The following is a 20134-nucleotide window of genomic DNA, read 5'->3' as shown; positions in this document are numbered from 1 at the left end:
TGAGCGAGGGAATAAGGTTGTACGGTCAAGCTTGAATCGCCTCACCAATACACTTCTCAAAAACCTGCTCCATAGGCTCCATGACGCCGTTGTAAGCCGCGATATTGGCGAAGATCCACTCGTCCTTTTCAATCCCCCACCAACTGATTTCAAACCCTGCATTCATGATGAGGTGTTCAAACAGGATGCGTTGCGCACGGCCATTGCCTTCGCGGAAGGGGTGTACGACGTTGATGTCGGAATAAGCCTCTGCCACAGCGACGATCAGCTCAGTCCGCTCCATGCCCTCGAACCAGTTTGCCGCGGCCATGTTGGCGAAGATTTTATTGGCTTCTTTCTCCATGTACTCAGGTTGGCAAAAGCGGGTGGCTTGTTTGGACATGCCAACGGTGCGCAACTCTCCAGCCCATTCGAACAAGTCCGAAAAGAGAATTCGATGAATGTTTTGAAGGTAGGCCAGGCTGTAGGGAGGAGGGCCGAATTCGACGTTGTCCGCTGCGATGGCCGAGAGCTGTTGTTCGGCTTCGCTTAGGGTCGGTTCGTCACGGATATCGAGTTTGTTGCGCAGGACCGTGGAGCCGGGATAGCAATAAGCGTCTTCACCGACTCCATATTTATCAGGCATCAGGTTCTGGTCTGGGTGAAGGCCTTCAAGACCTCTTCACGCGTTGGCATTTTGCGTTCGCCGTCGGCGAAGGTCGTTTTGAAACCTTCCAGACGGAGGCTGGCCGCGTAGTTGGATCTACGTGTTCTCGCGGCGTAGGCCTTTTTGGTTTCAAGGCTGACATTGCCCATGGGCTGGACCTCAAATCGCGTTGATGGACGGATTATAGCCCATCCCGTTGGCATGACCTATGTCGCGGAAATGACCAATGGCGCTTGCATCTCGGCGCGCCTCAAAATACTGTGTTTATATCCAGTATTCGAGAGCGTTCCATGCAACTGATCGCCAAGCTCGGCATTCTTGCCGACGCTGCCAAATATGACGCTTCCTGCGCCAGCAGCGGTGCTCCCAAGCGTAGCTCCCGTGGTCGTGAGGGGCTGGGGGCCACCGATGGCATGGGCATTTGCCACAGCTATACGCCGGACGGACGCTGCGTTTCGTTGCTGAAAATACTGCTGACCAATTTTTGCCTGTACGACTGCCAGTATTGCGTTAACCGTCGCTCCAGCAATGTGCCGAGGGCGCGTTTTACGCCGGAGGAGGTGGTCCGGCTGACCTTGGATTTTTATCGTCGCAACTGCATCAGCGGGTTGTTTTTGAGTTCCGGCATCATTCGTTCGGCCGATTACACCATGGAGCAGTTGATACGGGTGGCGCGGTTGTTGCGGGAGGAGCACCAGTTTCGTGGCTATATCCACCTCAAGACCATTCCCGATGCCGACCCGCTGTTGATCGAGGAAGCGGGGCGGTTGGCTGATCGCTTGAGCGTGAATATCGAGTTGTCCTCCGATATCAGCCTCAAGCGCCTGGCGCCGGAGAAGCAATTGACGACCATTCGCCAGGCCATGGGCATTATCCATCTGGGACAACAGGCGGTAGTCGGCGAGCCGCGAGCGCCGCGTTTCGCCCCGGCCGGGCAGAGCACGCAGGTGATTGTGGGGGCGGATACCACTGATGATCACGCCATCTTGAGCAACGCCGAGTCGCTCTACCAGGGGTACGGTTTGCGGCGGGTTTACTATTCAGCGTTCAGCCCGATTCCCGACAGCCCCGCCAGCGTGCCCCTGGCGGCACCGCCGTTGTTGCGGGAGCATCGGCTGTATCAGGCCGACTTTCTCATGCGCGGTTACGGTTACAAGGCGGGGGAGCTTTTGAGTGAAACCCGTAACCTGGATTTGGACATCGACCCCAAGCTGGCCTGGGCGCTGGCCAATCGTGAGGTGTTTCCGCTGGATATCAACCGCGCCGAACCCGCATTGCTGGCGCGTATCCCGGGGATTGGCCTGCGTAGCGTGCAACGCTTGGTTGCACTGCGTCGGGAGCGGCGGGTGCGTTATGACGACCTGGTGCAGTTGCGGTGCGTGCTGGAGAAGGCGCGACCGTTCATTGTGACCAGCGATTATCGGCCTGCCGACGCCCAGGTGCGCAGCGGTTTGCTACGGGCGCGGTTGCGCGACCCCCAGCGGCCAGAGCAGATGGGGCTGTGGTCGTGATTGCCCTGGATTGTGAGGATGATTTCTCCACGTGGCGAGATCAGGCCCGAACGCTGCTCGGCCACGGTATCGACCCGAGCGATGTCACCTGGGCCCAAGGTCCGATGGCCGATCTGTTGGCCGTGCCGGCAGCGCCGCCTCAAGGGCTTGGCCCGTTCCGTACGCGGGTCCCTGCGGCCTTGCTGACTCAGCTCGAACAGGCTGGCCGCTACCAGGGCGAACAACGCTGGAATCTGTTGTACGAAGTGCTTTGGCGGGTTGCCCACGGCGACCGCACGGCCATGCTCGCCGGTGACCGCCTGGGCAGTGAATTGCAGCGGCGGATCAAGCAGGTGCAACGCGAGGCTCATCACCTGCATGCCTTCGTGCGCTTTATTCCCTTGCCGCAGCCATTGGCCAAGCAACTGCAGTTGGACCTGGTCGCTTTTCATCAGCCGGCCCACGACATCCTCGAAAGCGCCAGCGGCCATTTTGCCGAGCGGCTGGGGCAGCAACGCTGGCTGATCGCAACGCCGCGCGACGGCATCCGTTTTGATGGGCAGTCATTGGATTACCGGCGACGTTGTCCCGCGCAATGGCAGCATTGGGCACGTCACGCCGAGGATCCCGGCGCGGAGCTGTGGCGAACTTATTACAAGCACATTTTCAACCCGGCGCGGCTCAATCCCCAGGCGCTGCGTCAGCACATGCCGGGGCGATTCTGGCGGCACTTGCCGGAAGGGGAGTTGATTCCTCGACTGGTGGGGTTGGCGCGGCGGGGGAAGCAGCGGGATGGGCAGGCGTTGGAGGTGGGGGAGAAAATGGGCAAGCGGATTATTGTCGGTCTGGGTGAAGGCACTGAGTTAAGACAGTGCCTTGCCCCTGAGTAAATCGGATCTTCTCAGTTCATACCGATGCTTTGGCTTTACCGGGCTTAGATGCGTCCACCATCTTGTGCAGCTCTTCAGTCATAGCGGCTAGTCGCTTTTCCAGATCCTTCACATCGGACCGGGTAATGCCGTTTGCATAGGGTTTGACTGTTCGGGTTCGCTTTTGGGCTGCCGGTGCCAGATTGTGGGCAGTTTCAGATACCAGAGCCTGACGCAGTAAATTGTTGATGATGGTCTGATATCCAGTACCAGCACTTTCGGCGCGTTCGCGAGCGGCCTCGATCACGTCATCATCAAGCATGATGGTTATGCGGGTTTTGCCTTTGCTGCTGGCAACCGCCCCACGCTTGGCTGTGCTGAAATCGTATTCTTCTTTCATGAGGTTCAACCTCCCAGGTACTGACGCAGTTCTTTTTTGGAGGCTAGTCGCATATTGAATTCTGAATGTTGTCATTATGCATATTCTATATGTATAAAAAAGATCCTGTGTCAGCCCTTTCGTTTGGCTTGCGGGCAGTACGGGTGCGTTCAACCATACGATGAACCTCAGCTCTCGCTTATGGCGTTGAGCGCTCATTCGTATCGAAATCATTCTTGCGTCCCATCAACTGAACTACTGAGTCCAACGCCGGACACCCCCATCGGAAATTTCGTTCAAGCCGCGTCGCTCCCCGCTGACTATCCAGCCAATCACGCCGTGCGCTAAGTTCTCTCCGTCGCTGCAAATTCAGCGGCAGGGTGTGGAAGCCCTCACGAAAATCTAGCGCGTTGCGCCGCTAAATTAAAAAGCAGACGCTTTTCCTGGGTCTGCTGTTAAATTACGGCGGCTGTACGCGGGGCACCTTCGGGTGCGCCGGGTCCTAGATTCTCGGTCTTCCACACCCGCGTACAGCTGCCACCCACCATGTGGAAGTGGTGAAGGCAGTTCCTTTACATAATCTAGGATATAAGCCAAATGAAAAAGCTCACCCCCAACCCTCCGAAAGCCACAGCCAATCCAAGGTGGCTTTCGTCTAGCGTCACCCACGAACATCTCCTGCTAAATATCCGAAGCTCGATCCCGGATTCGCTCCCTTTGCCAGCGGCATCCCAATCCGCCACTGACCTCCCATCCCCGCAGGAGTAAATCCCTCATGTCCCGCTACATGCCCATCACCGGTATCGAAAACAATTTCCACGCGCTCCTGATCGACACAGAAGCGCCGCTGGACGTGCTACACGACACCGCCGCTTACCGCATTGCCACTGTCACCCAGTTACTGGAAAACCTCGCCATGCGTTCCGACATCAGTACGGATGCCGTGATACTTCATGATTTTGCCCAAGTGCTGGCGATCCCCCTGCGCGATGGGTGTGATTTGCTGGATGTGATTGGGCGACGATTGCAGGCGCAGGTGTTGGCGTTGTAATGGAAATGGGTGATCTCATAAGGTCACCTTTGCAGCCAGCGATTTGTGGGAGCGGGCTTGCTCGCGATAGCGGTAGGTCAGTTGGTTGAGAGGTTGGATGTGCTGCCGTCTTCGCGAGCAGGCTCGCTTCCACAGTTTTTTCCGGGGTGTTCACAGACAGTGCGTACACCCTAAATCCACTGTGGGAGCGAGCTTGCTCGCGATAGCGGTGGGTCTGTTGATGAGTGGCTGGATGTGCTGCCGTCTTCGCGAGCAAGCTCGCTCCCACAGTAAAACTTGTGAGCAGTGCTTGAGTAACGTTGATCAATTCGCCTCCGTGGGCGCAGAGGGCGCGCTGCCCGGCCGCTGCAACGAAGCCCCCTCCAACGTTTTCCACAGCTTGCGCATCGTCGGATTGCGATTGGCAATCGCACAGTACGAGCGAATCTCCAATCGCGTGCTCCATTGCTCGCCACCGGCCCGCACCAACAGCCCGCGCTCCAACTCGTCGGCCACCGCACTCTGCGGCAACCAGGCCACGCCGTAGCCCTCGATGGCCATGCGCATCAGCAGCATCGCCATGTCCGCTTCATAACAGCGCTCCAGCGCGATCGGTTCAGGGCCGTTGTTGATGACGATGTCGGCGACGCGACCGAGGAACGTCGTTGCCGTGTAGGCCAGGTAGGGCACCGGTTTGCCGGCGCGGCCGGGCAGGCGGAACAGCGGTTCGCCCTTGCGGTTGGGCGCGCACAGGGGGATGAATGCGTCGTGGCCGAGCACCAGGCTGCCGAACCGCTCGGGGTCCAGCAGGATGGGGGCAAGTGGGTGGTGGTAGACCATCATCAAGTCGCAACTGCCTTCTTCCAAGGCAATAACGGCGTCGTGAATGTTGGCGGCCACCACCCGGGCGTTGAACTGTTCGTTGTGTGGCTGGAACTGCGAAAGCCACTTGGGCAGGAAGGTCATCGACAGGCTGTGGCCGGCGGTGATCTGGATCGAGCGTCCGGGCATGCGTTCCACGTCCCGCAGGGTCGAGCGCAACCTCAATAACCCGGCGAGCGCCTCTCGGCTTTCATCGCAGAAGGTGACTCCCGCGGGTGTGAGTTGGACAGGGTAGGTGCCCCGGTCCACCAGCTTGACGCCCACCCATTCCTCCAGTGAACGGATACGCCGGGACAAAGCCGATTGCGTCACGCAACGTACCTCGGCCGCGCGGGAGAAGTTTTTCCATTCGCCAATCGCCAGAAGATCGTCCAGCCATTTGAGTTGCATATCTAGAACTCCCGCTGTGAGCGCACGATTTTACTGCGCGATCTCCCGGCATAGCGCGGCCTTTCGCTAACTATTCCAAAAGCGCATGGGGCTAGCTGGATTACTCATCATCCTCTTGAGTCCGCTCTTTAGAATCGATCCTGCCAAGTAAAAAACTCCAAGAACTACTTGAGGACAGCACCGTGAAGAAGAATAAGCTCCCACGTCGTATTGCAATGGGCATTGCCCTGGGCGTGCTGGTCGGTTGGGCGTGTCACCATTTCGCAGGGAGCGAGCAGAGTGCCAAAGAGATCGCCAGTTACTTCTCGATGGTCACGGATATTTTCCTGCGCATGATCAAGATGATCATCGCGCCCCTGGTCTTCGCGACGCTGGTGGGCGGTATCGCCAGCATGGGCAATTCCCGTTCCGTCGGCAGGATCGGGGCGCGGGCGATGGCCTGGTTTGTCACCGCCTCGGTGGTCTCGCTGTTGATCGGAATGGGGCTGGTCAACCTGTTCCAACCCGGTGCCGGGCTGAACATGGACGTGGCCCAGCATGCGGCTGTGGCCGTGCCGGTCAATACCGGTGACTTCAGTCTCAAGGCGTTCATCGGCCACGTGTTTCCCCGCAGCATTGCCGAAGCGATGGCCAACAACGAGATCCTGCAGATCGTGGTGTTTTCGCTGTTCTTCGGCTTTGCACTGGCGGGCGTGAAACGGGCGGGCTACACCCGGATCACCGATTCCATCGAGGAGTTGGCGAAGGTGATGTTCAAGATCACCGACTATGTGATGGCCTTCGCGCCGATTGGGGTGTTTGCCGCCATCGCCTCGGCCATTACGACTCAGGGGCTTGGGTTGCTGGTGGATTACGGCAAGCTGATTGCCGAGTTTTATTTGGGGATCTTGATCCTTTGGGCATTGCTGTTCGGTGCTGGCTACCTGTTCCTTGGCCGCTCGGTTTTCCACCTTGGCAAGCTCATTCGCGAACCGATTCTCCTGGCCTTTTCCACTGCCAGCAGCGAGTCCGCCTACCCGAAAACCATCGAGGCGCTGGAGAAGTTTGGCGCGCCAAAACGCGTGTCCAGCTTCGTGCTGCCGTTGGGTTATTCGTTCAACCTCGACGGTTCGATGATGTACCAGGCGTTCGCCATCCTGTTCATCGCCCAGGCCTACAACATCGATTTGAGTTTCACTCAACAGATGCTGATTCTTCTGACATTGATGATCACCAGCAAGGGCATGGCCGGTGTCGCCCGGGCTTCGGTGGTCGTGGTCGCGGCCACGTTGCCGATGTTCAATCTGCCCGAGGCGGGGTTGCTGTTGATCATCGGCATCGACCAGTTCCTCGACATGGCCCGCACTGCCACCAACGTGGTGGGTAACAGCATTGCCACGGCGGTGGTCGCCAAGTCCGAACCCCACGAAGAAGCCGACGAGGACGAGGATGTACATGCCCCTATTCAGTCGCGGTCCGAGCCGGTGCCGGCGGCTTGAGGAGACGGTCATGAAGGCTAAATCGAGATCGCGTCAACAGGCTTCCGTGGTGCGCAAGTTGGGCATCGTGGGCGGGCTTGGGTCACTGGCCGGGGGCGATCTGTTCTACAAGTTGGTCAAGTCCCGGGCGGTGCTCGAGGATCAGGGCCGCTACCATTTCCTGTTCGAGCAGCACCCCTTCAAGGACGTGCTGCTGCCGCTGGACCAGGGCTCGAGCATGACGTCGCGCAAGTTCTATGTGTTCCAGGTGTGCAAGTCGTTCGAGGACAGTGGCTTCGATGCGGTGATGCTTCCGTGCTTCGCCAGCCAGACATTTCGCGCTGAAATCGAGGAGGAGCTGGGCATTCCGGTGCTGGACATGATGGTGGCCTTGGCCCGGCACGTCCGCCATACGGTGTCGCCCCGGACGACGTTGGGGGTGATCGCCTCCGACTTCGTGCGCCATTGCGGATTGTTCGAGCGACATTTCGGGAAAGACTTCCAGATTGTTTACCCCGACGCAGACGCTCAAGCGAAGTTGATGGAGGCGATGTACGGTCTCAACGGCATCAAGGACGGTCACCTCGAGGGCGCCCCACTTGAAGCGGTCTATCAGGCGTGCCTGTCGTTGCAGGCCCAGGGGGCGACAGTGATCCTGCCCGGCATGACTGAGCTGTCCCTGGTGTGTGCCGATTTGCAGCGTCGCGGGATTACCGTGCTTGACATCAATGAGATCTACGCCGACTTCGCGACGCTGGACCAGCAGCCCATGCGCCCACCCTTCAAGCTGGGCATCGTGGGCGGCGTCGGGCCTGCTGCCACGGTGGATTTCATGGCCAAGGTGGTAGCCAATACGCCGGCGGGAAGGGACCAGGACCACATCAAGATGGTGGTCGAGCAAAACCCGCAAATACCGGATCGGACGGCCAGCCTGCTGCGGGACGAGACCGATCCGACGATGGCGATGTACGCCGCCTGCAAACGTCTTGAAAGCGCCGGCGCCAACGCCATCGCGATTCCCTGCAACACCGCCCATGCCTTCGTCGAGCGGATCCAGGCGCACTTGAGGGTGCCCATCGTGAACATGTTGAGCGAGACGGTGGAGTGGATTGCGCGCACCCATGGTTCGGGCCAGGCGATTGGCCTGCTGGCCACGTCCGGTACGCTGCAGAGCCAGGTCTATCACCAGGCGGCGCGTCATGCCGGGCTCCAGGTCCTCACGCCCGGTGTCGATTATCAGGCGATGGTCATGGACGCTATCTACGGACCGCGGGGTATCAAGGCCGGCTTCACGCAAGGCCTTTGCAAGGAGCAACTGTTGCTGGCGGCCGAGCATTTGTGCGAGTTGGGCGCGGGCGTGCTGATCCTGGGGTGCACGGAGTTGCCGCTAGTGCTGGGGCATTGCGAGGCGTTCGAGATCAACGGGCATAGGGTGGCGCTTGTTGATCCGACGATGATCCTGGCGTTGAAGTGTGTGGCGTTGGCGCAGGGGGCTGGCAAGCCTGATGTCTTGAACAGCCTGGAGCATGTTGCCGCGATTTGACGGGTGAAAGTTGGCCCTTGTGGCGAGGGAGCTTGCTCCCGCTTGAGTGCGAAGCGCTCACAAAAAAGCGGGCTGCTACGCAGCCCAGCGGGAGCAAGCTCCCTCGCCACAATGGATCAAGCCACAATGGATCAAGCCACAATGGATCAAGCCACAACGGATCAAGCCCGGATCAATCAAACCGCTTTGGTGTGATTGCCTAGCCCGAGCAACGCCGCGATGTCCCGCTTGGGCGGTGCACCAAACAAGCGGGCATATTCGCGGCTGAACTGGGAAGGGCTTTCATAACCCACTTTGAAGGCCGCGCTCGCCACGTCCACGTGCTCGTTGAGCATCAAGCGTTTTGCTTCGTTCAACCGCAGCCACTTCTGGTATTGCAGCGGGCTCATCGCCGTGAGCTGGCGGAAGTGGTGGTGAAACGTCGGCGCGCTCATTTGGACCCGCGCCGCGAGGTCGTCTACGCGCACGGGCTCGGTGTAGTTGAGTTTCAACCAGTCGATGGCCTTGGCGATCCGGTAGCCCTGGCTATCGACCGAGGCGATCTGCCGTAGCCGCGCGGCCTGGTCGCTGAGCAGCAGACGGTAGTGAATCTCGCGCTGGATCAACGGTGCCAGTATGGGGATCGCTTCGGGTTCTTCCAACAACGCCAGCAGGCGTGCGAACGGCGCCAAGAGGTCGGGCGTCGCGGTGCCGATGCCCGCGCCAATCCCGACCGCTCGATCACGCGGGGGCGACAGGCTGCCTTGGGCGATCAGGTCGGCGACCATGCGCAAGTCGAGCTTCAGGACCAGGCCCAGGCAGGGTTGTTCGGGGCTTGCCTGCAGCACTTCGGAATTGGCCGGGATGTCCAGCGAGGTCATGAGGAATCGCCCGGTGTCGTAGCCATAGGCCTCGCCACCGATCCATACCTGCTTCACGCCTTGGGCCACCAGCACGATGCTCGGCTCGATCATGCAAATCACCGGCGGTGCCGGGGCTTCACGTCGGAAGAAGGCGAGGCCGGGGATGGGCGTTTCGACGTCGCCCGGGTGTGGGGTCCAGTCGTCGATGATGGCGGTCATTGTTTCTTGTATGGATCTGCGTTGGGTGGCCATGTCGGCTCCGGGTGTCGTCTCGGCTCGAGCGCTATAGGCAGGACATTAACGCGCTAAGCGAAGCGCTGCCTATATGCGCGGGAACAACGCCTAGGATCAGGCAAGAATCTCATCGGTATGCACTACCTGCACATTGATCTGGGCGATGAAGATAGCGGGCACGAAATAGGGGAACGCCGCCATTCAAAACGGTGCAAGCGAGCTTGCTCGCGATAGCGGTCTGCCTGAGACAGCGATGTTGGCTGTGCCGACGCCATCGCGAGCAGGCTCGCTCCCACAGGTCCATCAAGCAATACAGGATTGTCATTCAATGACCGATAAATCATTGCCACAAGACCCGCCCGCCTGGGGCGCGGTATTTGCCATGGCCCTCGCCGCGTTCGTGCTGGTGGCTTCGGAGTTCATGCCGGTCAGCTTGCTGACGCCGGTGGCGGCGGATCTTCAGGTCAGCGAAGGGCAGGCTGGTCAAGGCATTGCCGTCTCTGGCGCCTTTGCCCTGATCACCAGTCTGTTTATCGCCTCGATCGCCGCCCGGGTTGATCGCAAATGGCTCCTGCTGGGACTGATCTTGCTGATGATCGTTTCAGGTACCGTGGTGGCGTTCGCGCCAAACTACGCGGTATTCATGGTCGGACGTGCGTTGATCGGCGTGGCGATTGGCGGCTTCTGGTCGCTGTCGGCGGCCACGGCCATGCGGCTCGTGCCGGAAGATAGCGTCCCGCAAGCGCTGGCCATCGTCAACGGCGGCAACGCCTTGGCGACGGTGGTCGCGGCGCCGCTGGGCAGTTTCCTCGGGGCGATTATTGGTTGGCGTGGCGCGTTTTTCTGCATCGTGCCTGTTGCTGCCATCGCCCTGGTCTGGCTGTTGTTACGCCTGCCCGCCATGCCTTCGCAGGCGAAGCGGGGCACCACCAACGCCTTCAAGTTGATGGCCCGGACACCGGTCGCGCTGGGGATGCTGGCGGTCAGCACGTTTTTCATGGGCCAGTTCATGCTGTTCACCTACCTGCGACCGTTCCTCGAGTCGGTGACACAAGTGAGCGTATCCACGCTGTCCTTCATGCTGCTAGTGATCGGTGTGGCGGGGCTGCTGGGCACTTTCCTGATCGGCGCCTGCTTGAAAAACAACCTCTATCGGACGCTCATCGTCATTCCTCTGCTGATGGCCGCGATTGCCATTGCGCTGGTGGGGTTCGGCGGGTCGGTCACGGTCACGACGCTCTTGCTCGGCCTGTGGGGTCTGGCGGCCACGGCCGCGCCCGTCGGCTGGTGGACCTGGCTTTCGCGAACGCTGCCGGAAGATGCCGAAGCCGGCGGCGGCCTGATGGTGGCGATCGTCCAACTTGCCATCGCCGGAGGCGCGACCGTGGGTGGCGTTCTGTTTGATCTGAATGGCTATCGCGCGACGTTCGAAACCGGTGCGGCCGTGTTGGGGATGGCCGCGGTGCTGACGGTGCTGGCTGCTCGTTCAGCGGTCCGAGAGCCTTCGTCGATTTCGGATACGGCCTCTTATAGCGCGGCGGATTGAGGCCAGTCCTGTAAGCCAGGAGAGGGCGACCGTTGGGCGCCTGAGCTTGGTGGCACATTGATGGCTTGTTATGCTCGGGGTCTGTTTATCCAGCATGTTGGTTGATTGTGACTACCGAGCGAATTTCCCAATTAGAACAAGCCCTGATGGCTGTGATCGCTGCTGCCGGGAAGATGGGCATCAGTAGCGATGAATTGTGTGCGCACGCCGTGGGCGGGCTGATATCCGATCCGTACTGGGGCTGGGCAGATGCCCAATATACGCAAGGTGCGGCTGACGAAATCGACAATGCCTTGAATAAACTTGTGGGAAGACCGGCGCAAGCATTGACGCTACTGGTTCCCGGGCCCGACTCAACGCTTGAATCAGCGCCGCGATGAAAATGGGTGAACTTTAGGGTTAGTACCTGTCAGTTAAGCAGCAAACGGCATAAATCCTGTGGGAGCAAAGCTTGCTCGCGATAGCGGCAGAGTCGCCAATATCGTAGTCGGCTGGCTTACCGCAATCGCGAGCAAGCTCTGCTCCCACAGGATTACTGCTTAGCTGACTGGCATTAACCTCAAGAGTCGCCCATTTGCCTTAAAGGCCGAGGCCTTCTTCTATCAGCGAGAGCAAAGTGTCCTCGTCCAGAATGATAGGATCAGGACGCGGTTGCCCGGCCGATCGCAGGGCTTGGATATGCCAAAGCGATTCGCCATGCTCGCCGAGCGAGCGCACGATGCAGTGTTCCTGCCCCTTCATATGGACTTCAATGCAGCCCTCGCCCTGGGGCGAAAAACGCGCAATCGGGTCGAATGAAATGCGGCGATGATTGCCTTCGATCACCAGTTGATCGATCGCGTAGTTATACGTCGAACCGCTGGAATGACTTTCAAATACGTGGGTGGGATTGCGCCGGATATCCAGGCCGGCCTCGCACACGGGCGCCAGCCAGATTTCGATCTGGCGATACAGTTCGTAGACCTGGGCGGGCCAGTGCTCGATTGCCAGGTCGGCACAGTTGTCGGTATCCGCGCGGGTCTGCTGGGTTTTCCTCAGTTTGGCCGCTAGCTCGTCTGCCTTGCTCATGTCGATTCCCTGTCGTGATGATAGGTTGAGCTTAGCTGATGGGCTGGGGGGGTCGTTTGCGCTGGGTCATGAGGTGGTGGGTTGCCGGAAGGTGGTGGTGACGGTAGCTGCTTAGCGTGGACGAGTTCGTCCATCTGTTGCACGCTTTCCATCAGCTCATCGAAAAAATGCTCACGGTTATCTCCAGTGCCTGACGGTGGGACATGTTATTGGAATTCCATCCTCCTATTCACCCTGTCGGTTGTAACCAAAATAGAGGATAACCAATGAATAGGAGCGAGCCCAAACCATGCGTATGACAGCTCTAAGCAATAACCACCTGGAACCACTGCGCGATGCGCTTAGCTTGGCCGGCCTACCTGTGGACGACCTGACGTATCCTGGCCGACAGTTCTTCAGCTTCAGCCACCAAGGCGTTGAAGTGGCGTTTGCCGGCATAGAAGGAGAGGGGGCCGAGCGGTTGCTGCGCTCGCTGGTTGTGCTTGAGGGGCTGCGAGGCAAGGGCACTGGTGCGGCGGTGCTGGCCGCTATTGAAACGTTTGCAAAACGCGAGGGGGCAGAGCGGCTTCACTTGCTGACCGAGAGCGCCGCCGCGTTTTTTACCGGCCAGGGCTATCGGCCGGGGGACCGCTCGCTGGCGCCCGTTTCGATCAGCGCGACGGCCCAGTTCAAGACCTTGTGCCCGGCTTCGGCGACGTACCTGAGCAAGCGCCTCGTCTAGTGGCCTGTGTGGCTAATTCGTGCACTCAACTTCGGCGCCAGAACTTGCCAGTCTGCGTTGCCATTCCTCGCCGTAGCGGGCTACGACTCGTCATGGCGCCTTGCCTGGCAAGCCCTGGCACTCGAATTTGAGTACTCGAATTAACCGTACAGGCCACTAGCGCAGCAAATGCACCGCCAGCCCGGCCAGGCCGCACGCCAGCAAGACCTGGATCACCCCGCGCTTGTAGCGAAACAGCGCCACGGCCGCGGCAATTGCAATGATCGCCGACGGCCAGTCCAGGGCACCTGCAAAACCGTTGGGCCAGAGCACGTGGTAACCGAAGAAGCACGCCAGGTTAAGGATCACTCCGACCACCGCTGCGGTAATCGCCGTCAGCGGCGCGGTGAATTTCAATGCGTTGTGGGTCGATTCCACCAGCGGGCCGCCAGCCAAGATGAACAGGAACGAGGGCAGGAACGTAAACCAGGTCACCAGCGTGGCCGCGACGGCCCCGGCAAGAAAGGCCTGTTCGGGGCCGAACACCTGCATCACGTAGCCGCCGACGAAGCCGACGAAGGCCACAACCATGATCAGCGGCCCGGGGGTGGTTTCGCCCAGGGCCAGGCCGTCGATCATTTGTGTCGGGGTCAGCCAGCCGAAGTGTCCGACGGCGCCTTGGTAGACGTAGGGCAAAACCGCATAGGCGCCGCCGAAGGTCAACAATGCGGCCTTGGTAAAGAACCAGGCCATTTGCGTCATTGTGCCGTCCCAACCGAACACAGCGGTCAGCAGGCCCATTGGCACGACCCACAACAGCGCGCCGACGACGACCAGCCGGGCCAACCTGGTAGCGCTGAACCGGGCGTGGTCCGGGGTTGGCGTGTCGTCGTCGATCAAGGCGGGGCCGAAGGACTTGTGCTGGGTAGCGTGGCCGCCCAGGCTGAATTTATCCGGTGCCCAGCGACCGCCGAAATAACCGACGGCAGCCGCACCCAGTACGATCAACGGGAAGGGGAGATCAAAGGCAAAGATCGCCGTGAACGATGCCGCCGCGATCGCCCACAGCCAATTGTTCTTGAGCGCGCGGGAGCCGATCCGGTGGGCGGCATGCACCACGATGGCTGTCACGGCCGGCTTGATGCCGTAGAAAATACCTGCTACCACCGGCACTTCGCCAAAGGCGATGTACAGCCACGACAAGGCGATGAGAATGAACAACGAAGGCAGTACGAACAACGCCCCGGCGACCACGCCACCCCAACTTCGGTGCATCAACCAGCCCAGGTAGGTCGCCAGTTGCTGGGCCTCGGGCCCTGGCAGCAACATGCAGTAATTGAGGGCATGCAGGAAGCGCCGTTCGGAAATCCAGCGCCGACGTTCCACCAGTTCCTGGTGCATGATCGAGATCTGCCCCGCAGGGCCGCCGAAACTGATGAAGCCCAGTTTGAGCCAGAACCAGAACGCTTCTCGTAGGCTGACGGCGCCGGGTCGGGTCAGGGGCTGTTCGTCATCGGTTCGGGTCGATTTGCTCATGGGCAGCGGGGCACTTAAAAGTCGAAGGCGCCCATACGTTATGGGGCGTTACGCAATTTAGATAGCCCCCAGGAAGGTTTGCTTGTAAACACGGGTACTTCTTCATTCAGGAACGCGCATTTCAGTCGGCTGGCGGGCGGCGTTTTGGATCCACTCAAGCCACCCATCGGCTCCGTTGCACAGGCAAATTGCCGCCTCACAAGCGGTAGGCTAAGCTCACGAATATTAAGGGTTATGGGCGAATTTGCTCATGCTTTTGCCCCCTTCAGGAACTCGCTTGCCTATCTCCATTTACGACCCTTTCCATACCCCTGCCGGCGCCCTGAAACGCCTGCCGTTGCTCAAGGCCGCGGTGACGTTTATCGCGGCGGTGTGCCTGTGCCTGTGCGGTTTACTTTTCCTGCAGTTGGAGCAGTCCCGTCGCCACGACTTGGAGTCGGCCCGCATCGCCTCGGCCACCCTTACCCGGGCCATGGCCCAGCAGGCCCAGGACACCTTCCTCCAGGCCGATCTGGTCCTGGCCAGCCTGGCAGATTGGATCCAGATCGACGGGGTCGGCCCCGCGGTATTGCCACGCTTGCAACAAACCCTCGCCCGCCGTGTGCAATCGCTTGAGCAGTTGCATGGGCTGTTCCTGTTCGACAAGCACGGTCACTGGATCACCACCTCCTTTGACTACCTGCACAGGGGAGCAGGGGTGGCGGATCGAGAGTATTTCGCTTTCCATCAACAGAATGCTTCCCTGATCGCCCATATCGGCCCGGCGGTCCGCAGTCGGCAAAACGGCGACTGGATCATTCCGGTTTCCCGGCGCCTGAATGATAAAGACGGCAACTTCCAGGGCGTGTTGATGGCCGGCATCAAGATGTCCTACTTCGACCGGTTCTTTAAAAGCTTCAGCCTGGATGAGCAAGGCGAGATGGCCCTGGCTTTGTCTGACGGGACACTGTTGGCCCGTCGCCCCTTCGATGAGGCGCGGATCGGCCGCCCGTTGGACGAGGAGCATATCTACAACCATGCCCTGACCGGCGGGATGTCTGGCGATGCGACCATCCGTTCAGCCATCGACGGCGTCATCCGGTTGTATGGGCACCAACATTTGCAGGCTTATCCGCTGGTGGTCACCGCCGCGATGTCCGAAGAATCGATTCTCGCGGGCTGGCACGACCGGGCTTTCCAATCCAGCCTCATCGTGGGCTTGGTGGTCCTGGGCATCTGCTTGTTCGGCTGGGTATTCGTGCGCCAGGTCCGCAACAGCGAAAAGATCGAAGCGGATTTGCGCAAGGCCCAGGAAGCCTTGGCACTGATTGCTACTCACGACAGCCTCACCGGGCTGGCGAACCGGCGGTTGTTCGAGCGGGCCCTGGATATCGAGTTCGGCCGGGGCGCCCGTCAGCGCAGCCCCTTGAGCCTGATCATGCTCGACATCGATTTCTTCAAGCACTACAACGACGCCTATGGGCACGTGGCCGGGGATCATTGCCTGGCGGAAGTGGCCAAGGTGCTCAAGAGTTGTTGCCATCGCAAGGCCGACCTGGCGGTACGTTATGGCGGCGAAGAGTTTGCCGTGTTGTTGCCTGACACCAATCTTTCGGGGGCCATGGCGTTGGCCGAGCAGATCCGGCGCACTGTCATCGACAGGCACATCACCCATTCCAGCTCCCCGACCGGCTACCTCACGGTGAGCCTGGGCTGCTATGCCTTTGTGCCTAGCAGCCTGGACAGCATCGAAGTCTTCATCCAGCGCGCCGATGCGGCGCTTTACCAGGCCAAGCACAGCGGCCGCAACCGGGTGGCGGTGTTATCGACCGAAGGCGGGTTCGACAGCTTGGCGCGCTCGGATCGTTGAGATCGGTTGGAATCATCGGCTGCCTGCCACGGTCAACTATTCAGGCATCGCGCGGGCGGGTCTCAAGCAGCGTGTAGGCTCTTTCGCAAAACACCGTGGGCTCGCCAACGGATCGAGCAGTGGCTGCTAAGGTTACGAACGACTGGCCCCGGTCCTCATCTTTCCAGGCACCGAGGCCAGCGTTGACAGGATAGGAGCAGGTCAATGGATTCCACTGCCGATACCCCTTCAGGCACCGCACGTCACACCCCCATTACTCGTCGCCTGGTCGTGGCCGTCGCGGGACTGTTTGTCCTGGGCGTCCTGGTGGCGATCGCCGCGCTGTTCAACATCGCGCAAAAGCTGGACGCGGAGGACGTGCGCAAGACGCATTTCTATATCGAGCGCGCCCTCGAGAATCGCATCACCGCATCGAAAAACTACATTGCCAGTTATGCCTATTGGACCACGGCTTATGACCACCTCAACGGTGAAGTCGATGTGCAGTGGGCCTACGCCGAACAGAACATGGGCAAGACCCTGTTCACCAATGACGAATACGAAGGCGTGTTTGTCATCGATCGGCAACGCACCAAATATGCCGTGGTGCGTGGACGCAATGTCGAGGATGACGCCTCGGTTTATATGGATACGCCGCTGGCCGAGCTGGTGGGCCAACTCCAGGCACAGCCCGACCTGACGATGTCGACGATCCGCTACACATTGTTCGAGGGCTGGCCGGCCGTCGTCACGGCGTCGGTGATCCTGCCCAACGACGAAAGGCCCCAGGTCGAGGCCAAAGGCACCTCGGTGTTGCTGTTCGTCGACCAACTGACCCCCGTCAAGCTGCGCAAGATGGGCAAGAGTTATGGCCTCACCGACTTGAATCTCAAGAAAGACACCGAGCTCGAGCCCGGCCAGCCGGCCGTGCCGCTGGACAGTACCGGCTACAGCCTGGTGTCCCGACTCGAGCGTCCGGGCCAGCAATTGCTCTGGTCCCTGGTGCCGCCGCTGGGGGCCGCGCTGTTGATCCTGGCCCTGCTGACCGCTTACTTCTTTCGTTATGCGTTACGCACGGCACGGCATGTGGACGCCAGTTACGACAGCCTGGAAAGGTCCGCGCACGCCCTCGAGGCCAGCGAGGAGCGCTTCCGGGCCGTGGCCGAGGCGGCTTCCGACTGGATCTGGGAAATCGACGGGCAGCAGCGCATCACTTATCTGTCGGCGCGTTTCAATACGGTTACCGGGTTTTCCGACCAGCAATGGCTGGGGCAGGACATCGAGCAACTGCTGTATTGCGACACCACGCCAATCGCCCTCTGGCTGGGCAAGTTGACGGAGGAGCAGAGCACCAGCAACTTGCGCTGCTCCTACCGCGATCATTCCGGGCAATTGCGTTTCTGTCGCGTGTCGGCACGCCCGATCTACACCAAGACCGAAGTGGTGGGCTATCGCGGTACGGCCAGTGACATCACCGATGAAGTGGCGGCCCATGCCCAGGTTCAGCATCTGTCGATGCACGATGCACTGACCGGCTTGCCGAACCGCAACAAGCTGGCGCGGTACCTGGATGATGCGCTGGTGGCCAAGGAACATGCCGCCCCCCTGACATTACTGATGGTGGACTTGGACAACTTCAAACCAATCAACGATTCCCTTGGCCACCCGGCCGGCGACGCGGTGTTGCTGGAAGTGGCTCAGCGGCTGCGCGACAGCACCCGCGAGCAAGACCTGGTGGCGCGGCTGGGGGGCGACGAGTTCGTGGTGGTGCTCAACGGCATGGAGCACACCACGGAAATCGATCGATTCTGTGAGCGGTTGATCGACAGCTTGCAGCAGCCGATCCTCTACGAAACCCATTCGCTGCACATCGGTGCCAGCATCGGCATCGCCGTCAGTCGTCGTCAGGGTTATGTGCCCGGTGAACTGATCCGCTGCGCCGACATTGCCTTGTACCAGGCCAAGTCAGAGGGCAAGAGAACCTGGTGCTATTTCGCCTCGCAAATGAACGATCAGATCCAGCACCGTCGCCAACTGGAAAGCGACCTGCGCCAGGCCGTGAAGAAAAACGAATTCGTCCTGCATTTCCAGCCGCGCTATACCGTCGATGGTCGGGAGATCGTGGCGGTCGAGGCGTTGGTTCGCTGGCAGCATCCGACGCAAGGCTTGTTGGGCCCCGATGCCTTTATTCCGTTGGCCGAGCAAACCGACCTGATTGTCCCGCTGTCTCGTTGGGTGTTGCGTGAGGCCTGCGAAACCGCGCTGACCTGGCCGGGGGAATTGATGGTGTCGGTCAACCTTTCGCCGGCGCAGTTCGAGCGCAGTGACGTGGTGGAGGATGTGCGACAGGTGTTGATCGAAACCCGTTTTCCGGCGAGTCGCCTGGAGCTCGAGATCACTGAAAACGTGATGCTCAACGACGTCGATGGCGCCCTGCAGGTCATGAATGCCCTGAAGGAATTGGGCGTGCGCTTGAACATGGATGACTTTGGTACTGGTTACTCGTCCTTGGGTTACCTGCGCACCTATCCATTCGACGGCATCAAGATCGACAAGCGCTTCATCGCCTCCATGAGCAACAGCAGCAACGACCGCGCCGTGGTGCAGGCGATCATCAACCTGGGCAAGGCCATGGGGCTGACGGTCACTGCCGAAGGCGTGGAAACCCTGGCCCAGCTCGGTTCATTGGGCTCGGACCAATGCCACGAGGTACAAGGCTATTTCCTCAGCCGGCCGATCGATAAACAGGCCTTTGCGCAGTTGCTGGAGAACGGTCGGGCCTTACCGAAAACCGGCTCTTGAAGACTCGTTGCAACCACCGCGACGGGTTGACGGTCACAGCCAGTAACGTGGCATTTCGAGTAAGGGTCCTATGAAAAACCTGCGGATCGCAACCTTCAACATCAATGGCATCCGGGCCCGGCTGCCCAACCTGCTGGAATGGCTGGAGCGGGAGAAACCCGACATTGCCTGTTTGCAGGAGCTCAAGGCGGGGGACAAGGACTTCCCGGCGGCGGAGCTGGAGTCGGTGGGGTATGGGGCGATCTGGCACGGGCAGGCGTCATGGAATGGTGTCGCGATCCTGGCCCGCGGTGCGCAGCCATTGGAGAGCCGCCGAGGCTTGCCCGGCGGGGACGACGACAGTCACAGTCGCTATCTGGAGGCGGCGGTGCATGGCGTGTTGGTAGGGTGCCTTTACTTGCCCAACGGCAATCCGCAACCGGGTCCCAAGTTTGACTACAAGCTGGCCTGGTTCGAACGGCTGATCGACTATGCCCAAGGGTTGCAGGCCAGTGATCATCCCGTAGTGCTGGCCGGTGACTACAATGTGGTGCCCACCGACATGGACATCTACAACCCGCGCTCCTGGCTCAAGGATGCGCTGTTGCAACCCGAAAGCCGGGAATGCTATCAGCGCTTGTTGGACCAGGGCTGGACCGATTCGCTGCGCCACCTTTATCCGGAGGAGCGGATCTACACCTTCTGGGACTATTTCCGCCAGCACTGGCAGAAGAACTCCGGGCTGCGCATCGATCACCTGTTGCTCAACCCGGCCGCCAGCGCCTACCTGAGCGAGGCGGGCGTGGATGCCTGGGTCAGGAACCAGCCCCACCCCAGCGATCATGCACCCACCTGGATCCGGCTGGCTTCGCGCAAACAGCGCTGACCGGGGGCGATTGTTGTCTCTGTGAGG

General features: G+C 60.1%; 17 protein-coding genes. 10 read left to right on the top strand and 7 right to left on the bottom strand.

The features are described 5' to 3' along the window. Positions 1-25: 25 nt before the first annotated feature. Together M1D99_RS20240 and M1D99_RS20235 are read right to left on the bottom strand one after the other, a co-directional pair. Positions 26-625 (bottom strand): putative adenosine monophosphate-protein transferase Fic, encoded by a 600-nt coding sequence (locus M1D99_RS20240; protein WP_458130684.1) that lies wholly within the window; start codon positions 623-625, stop codon positions 26-28. After that, positions 625-795, bottom strand: coding sequence for a YhfG family protein (locus tag M1D99_RS20235; RefSeq protein ID WP_003199786.1), 171 nt, complete (start codon positions 793-795; stop codon positions 625-627). Before M1D99_RS20235 ends, M1D99_RS20240 begins: the two co-directional genes overlap by 1 nt. Before the next feature lie 141 nt (positions 796-936). Here M1D99_RS20235 and M1D99_RS20230 point away from each other — a divergent pair, with 141 nt between their 5' ends. After that, entirely contained in the window at positions 937-2157 is a 1221-nt protein-coding gene (locus M1D99_RS20230) for a putative DNA modification/repair radical SAM protein (RefSeq protein ID WP_434571327.1), read from the top strand. Continuing rightward, on the top strand, positions 2148-3026 hold the full coding sequence (locus M1D99_RS20225) for a TIGR03915 family putative DNA repair protein (protein ID WP_458130683.1): 879 nt from the start codon (positions 2148-2150) through the stop codon (positions 3024-3026). The genes M1D99_RS20230 and M1D99_RS20225 overlap by 10 nt, the downstream gene beginning before the upstream one ends. Positions 3027-3042: 16 nt before the next feature. On the opposite strand, the gene M1D99_RS20220 is transcribed toward M1D99_RS20225, so the two are convergent. After that, entirely contained in the window at positions 3043-3405 is a 363-nt protein-coding gene (locus tag M1D99_RS20220) for a BrnA antitoxin family protein (protein ID WP_250965770.1), read from the bottom strand. Positions 3406-4159: 754 nt separating this feature from the next. On the opposite strand from M1D99_RS20220, the gene M1D99_RS20215 reads away from it, so the two are divergent. Continuing rightward, a complete protein-coding gene (locus M1D99_RS20215; protein WP_434571323.1) occupies positions 4160-4435 on the top strand; it encodes a hypothetical protein in 276 nt (91 codons plus the stop codon). 303 nt (positions 4436-4738) lie between these two features. Here the strand turns inward: M1D99_RS20215 and M1D99_RS20210 are convergent, their stop codons facing one another. Continuing rightward, the gene (locus M1D99_RS20210; protein WP_434571321.1) at positions 4739-5686 is read right to left on the bottom strand and encodes a LysR substrate-binding domain-containing protein; all 948 of its coding nucleotides are present in this window, start codon (positions 5684-5686) and stop codon (positions 4739-4741) included. A 182-nt stretch (positions 5687-5868) separates the two neighbouring features. On the opposite strand from M1D99_RS20210, the gene M1D99_RS20205 reads away from it, so the two are divergent. Together M1D99_RS20205 and cuyB are read left to right on the top strand one after the other, a co-directional pair. Next, on the top strand, positions 5869-7164 hold the full coding sequence (locus tag M1D99_RS20205; RefSeq protein ID WP_434571319.1) for a dicarboxylate/amino acid:cation symporter: 1296 nt from the start codon (positions 5869-5871) through the stop codon (positions 7162-7164). A 10-nt stretch (positions 7165-7174) separates the two neighbouring features. Further along, entirely contained in the window at positions 7175-8686 is a 1512-nt protein-coding gene (gene cuyB, locus M1D99_RS20200; protein WP_458130682.1) for a cysteate racemase, read from the top strand. A 176-nt stretch (positions 8687-8862) separates the two neighbouring features. On the opposite strand, the gene M1D99_RS20195 is transcribed toward cuyB, so the two are convergent. Beyond that, positions 8863-9780 (bottom strand): AraC family transcriptional regulator, encoded by a 918-nt coding sequence (locus tag M1D99_RS20195; RefSeq protein ID WP_434571315.1) that lies wholly within the window; start codon positions 9778-9780, stop codon positions 8863-8865. Between the two features lie 310 nt (positions 9781-10090). Between M1D99_RS20195 and M1D99_RS20190 the strand changes: the two genes are divergently transcribed. Next, positions 10091-11308, top strand: a complete 1218-nt coding sequence (locus tag M1D99_RS20190; RefSeq protein ID WP_458130681.1) for an MFS transporter — start codon at positions 10091-10093, stop codon at positions 11306-11308. A 579-nt stretch (positions 11309-11887) separates the two neighbouring features. Here the strand turns inward: M1D99_RS20190 and M1D99_RS20185 are convergent. Then, entirely contained in the window at positions 11888-12376 is a 489-nt protein-coding gene (locus M1D99_RS20185; RefSeq protein WP_186728251.1) for a hypothetical protein, read from the bottom strand. Positions 12377-12665: 289 nt separating this feature from the next. Here M1D99_RS20185 and arsN2 point away from each other — a divergent pair, with 289 nt between their 5' ends. Continuing rightward, positions 12666-13097 carry an arsenic resistance N-acetyltransferase ArsN2 gene (arsN2, locus tag M1D99_RS20180; RefSeq protein ID WP_458130680.1) on the top strand — a complete coding sequence of 144 codons (432 nt, stop codon included), beginning with the start codon at positions 12666-12668 and terminating at the stop codon, positions 13095-13097. A 156-nt stretch (positions 13098-13253) separates the two neighbouring features. On the opposite strand, the gene chrA is transcribed toward arsN2, so the two are convergent. After that, the gene (gene chrA / locus M1D99_RS20175) at positions 13254-14612 is read right to left on the bottom strand and encodes a chromate efflux transporter (protein ID WP_434571310.1); all 1359 of its coding nucleotides are present in this window, start codon (positions 14610-14612) and stop codon (positions 13254-13256) included. Between the two features lie 277 nt (positions 14613-14889). On the opposite strand from chrA, the gene M1D99_RS20170 reads away from it, so the two are divergent. From M1D99_RS20170 to xth, 3 genes are all read left to right on the top strand, one after another. Next, on the top strand, positions 14890-16461 hold the full coding sequence (locus M1D99_RS20170) for a sensor domain-containing diguanylate cyclase (RefSeq protein WP_458130679.1): 1572 nt from the start codon (positions 14890-14892) through the stop codon (positions 16459-16461). Positions 16462-16665: 204 nt separating this feature from the next. Beyond that, complete coding sequence (locus M1D99_RS20165; RefSeq protein ID WP_458130678.1) at positions 16666-19242, top strand: bifunctional diguanylate cyclase/phosphodiesterase; 2577 nt, start codon at positions 16666-16668, stop codon at positions 19240-19242. Positions 19243-19312: 70 nt separating this feature from the next. After that, positions 19313-20107, top strand: coding sequence for an exodeoxyribonuclease III (xth, locus tag M1D99_RS20160; protein WP_186728256.1), 795 nt, complete (start codon positions 19313-19315; stop codon positions 20105-20107). The last annotated feature ends 27 nt before the right edge of the window (positions 20108-20134 follow it).

Source organism: Pseudomonas sp. R3-41 (assembly GCF_054161485.1).
The sequence above is the reverse complement of the archived record's forward strand: the minus strand, read 5'-3'. Positions and strand labels throughout refer to the sequence as shown.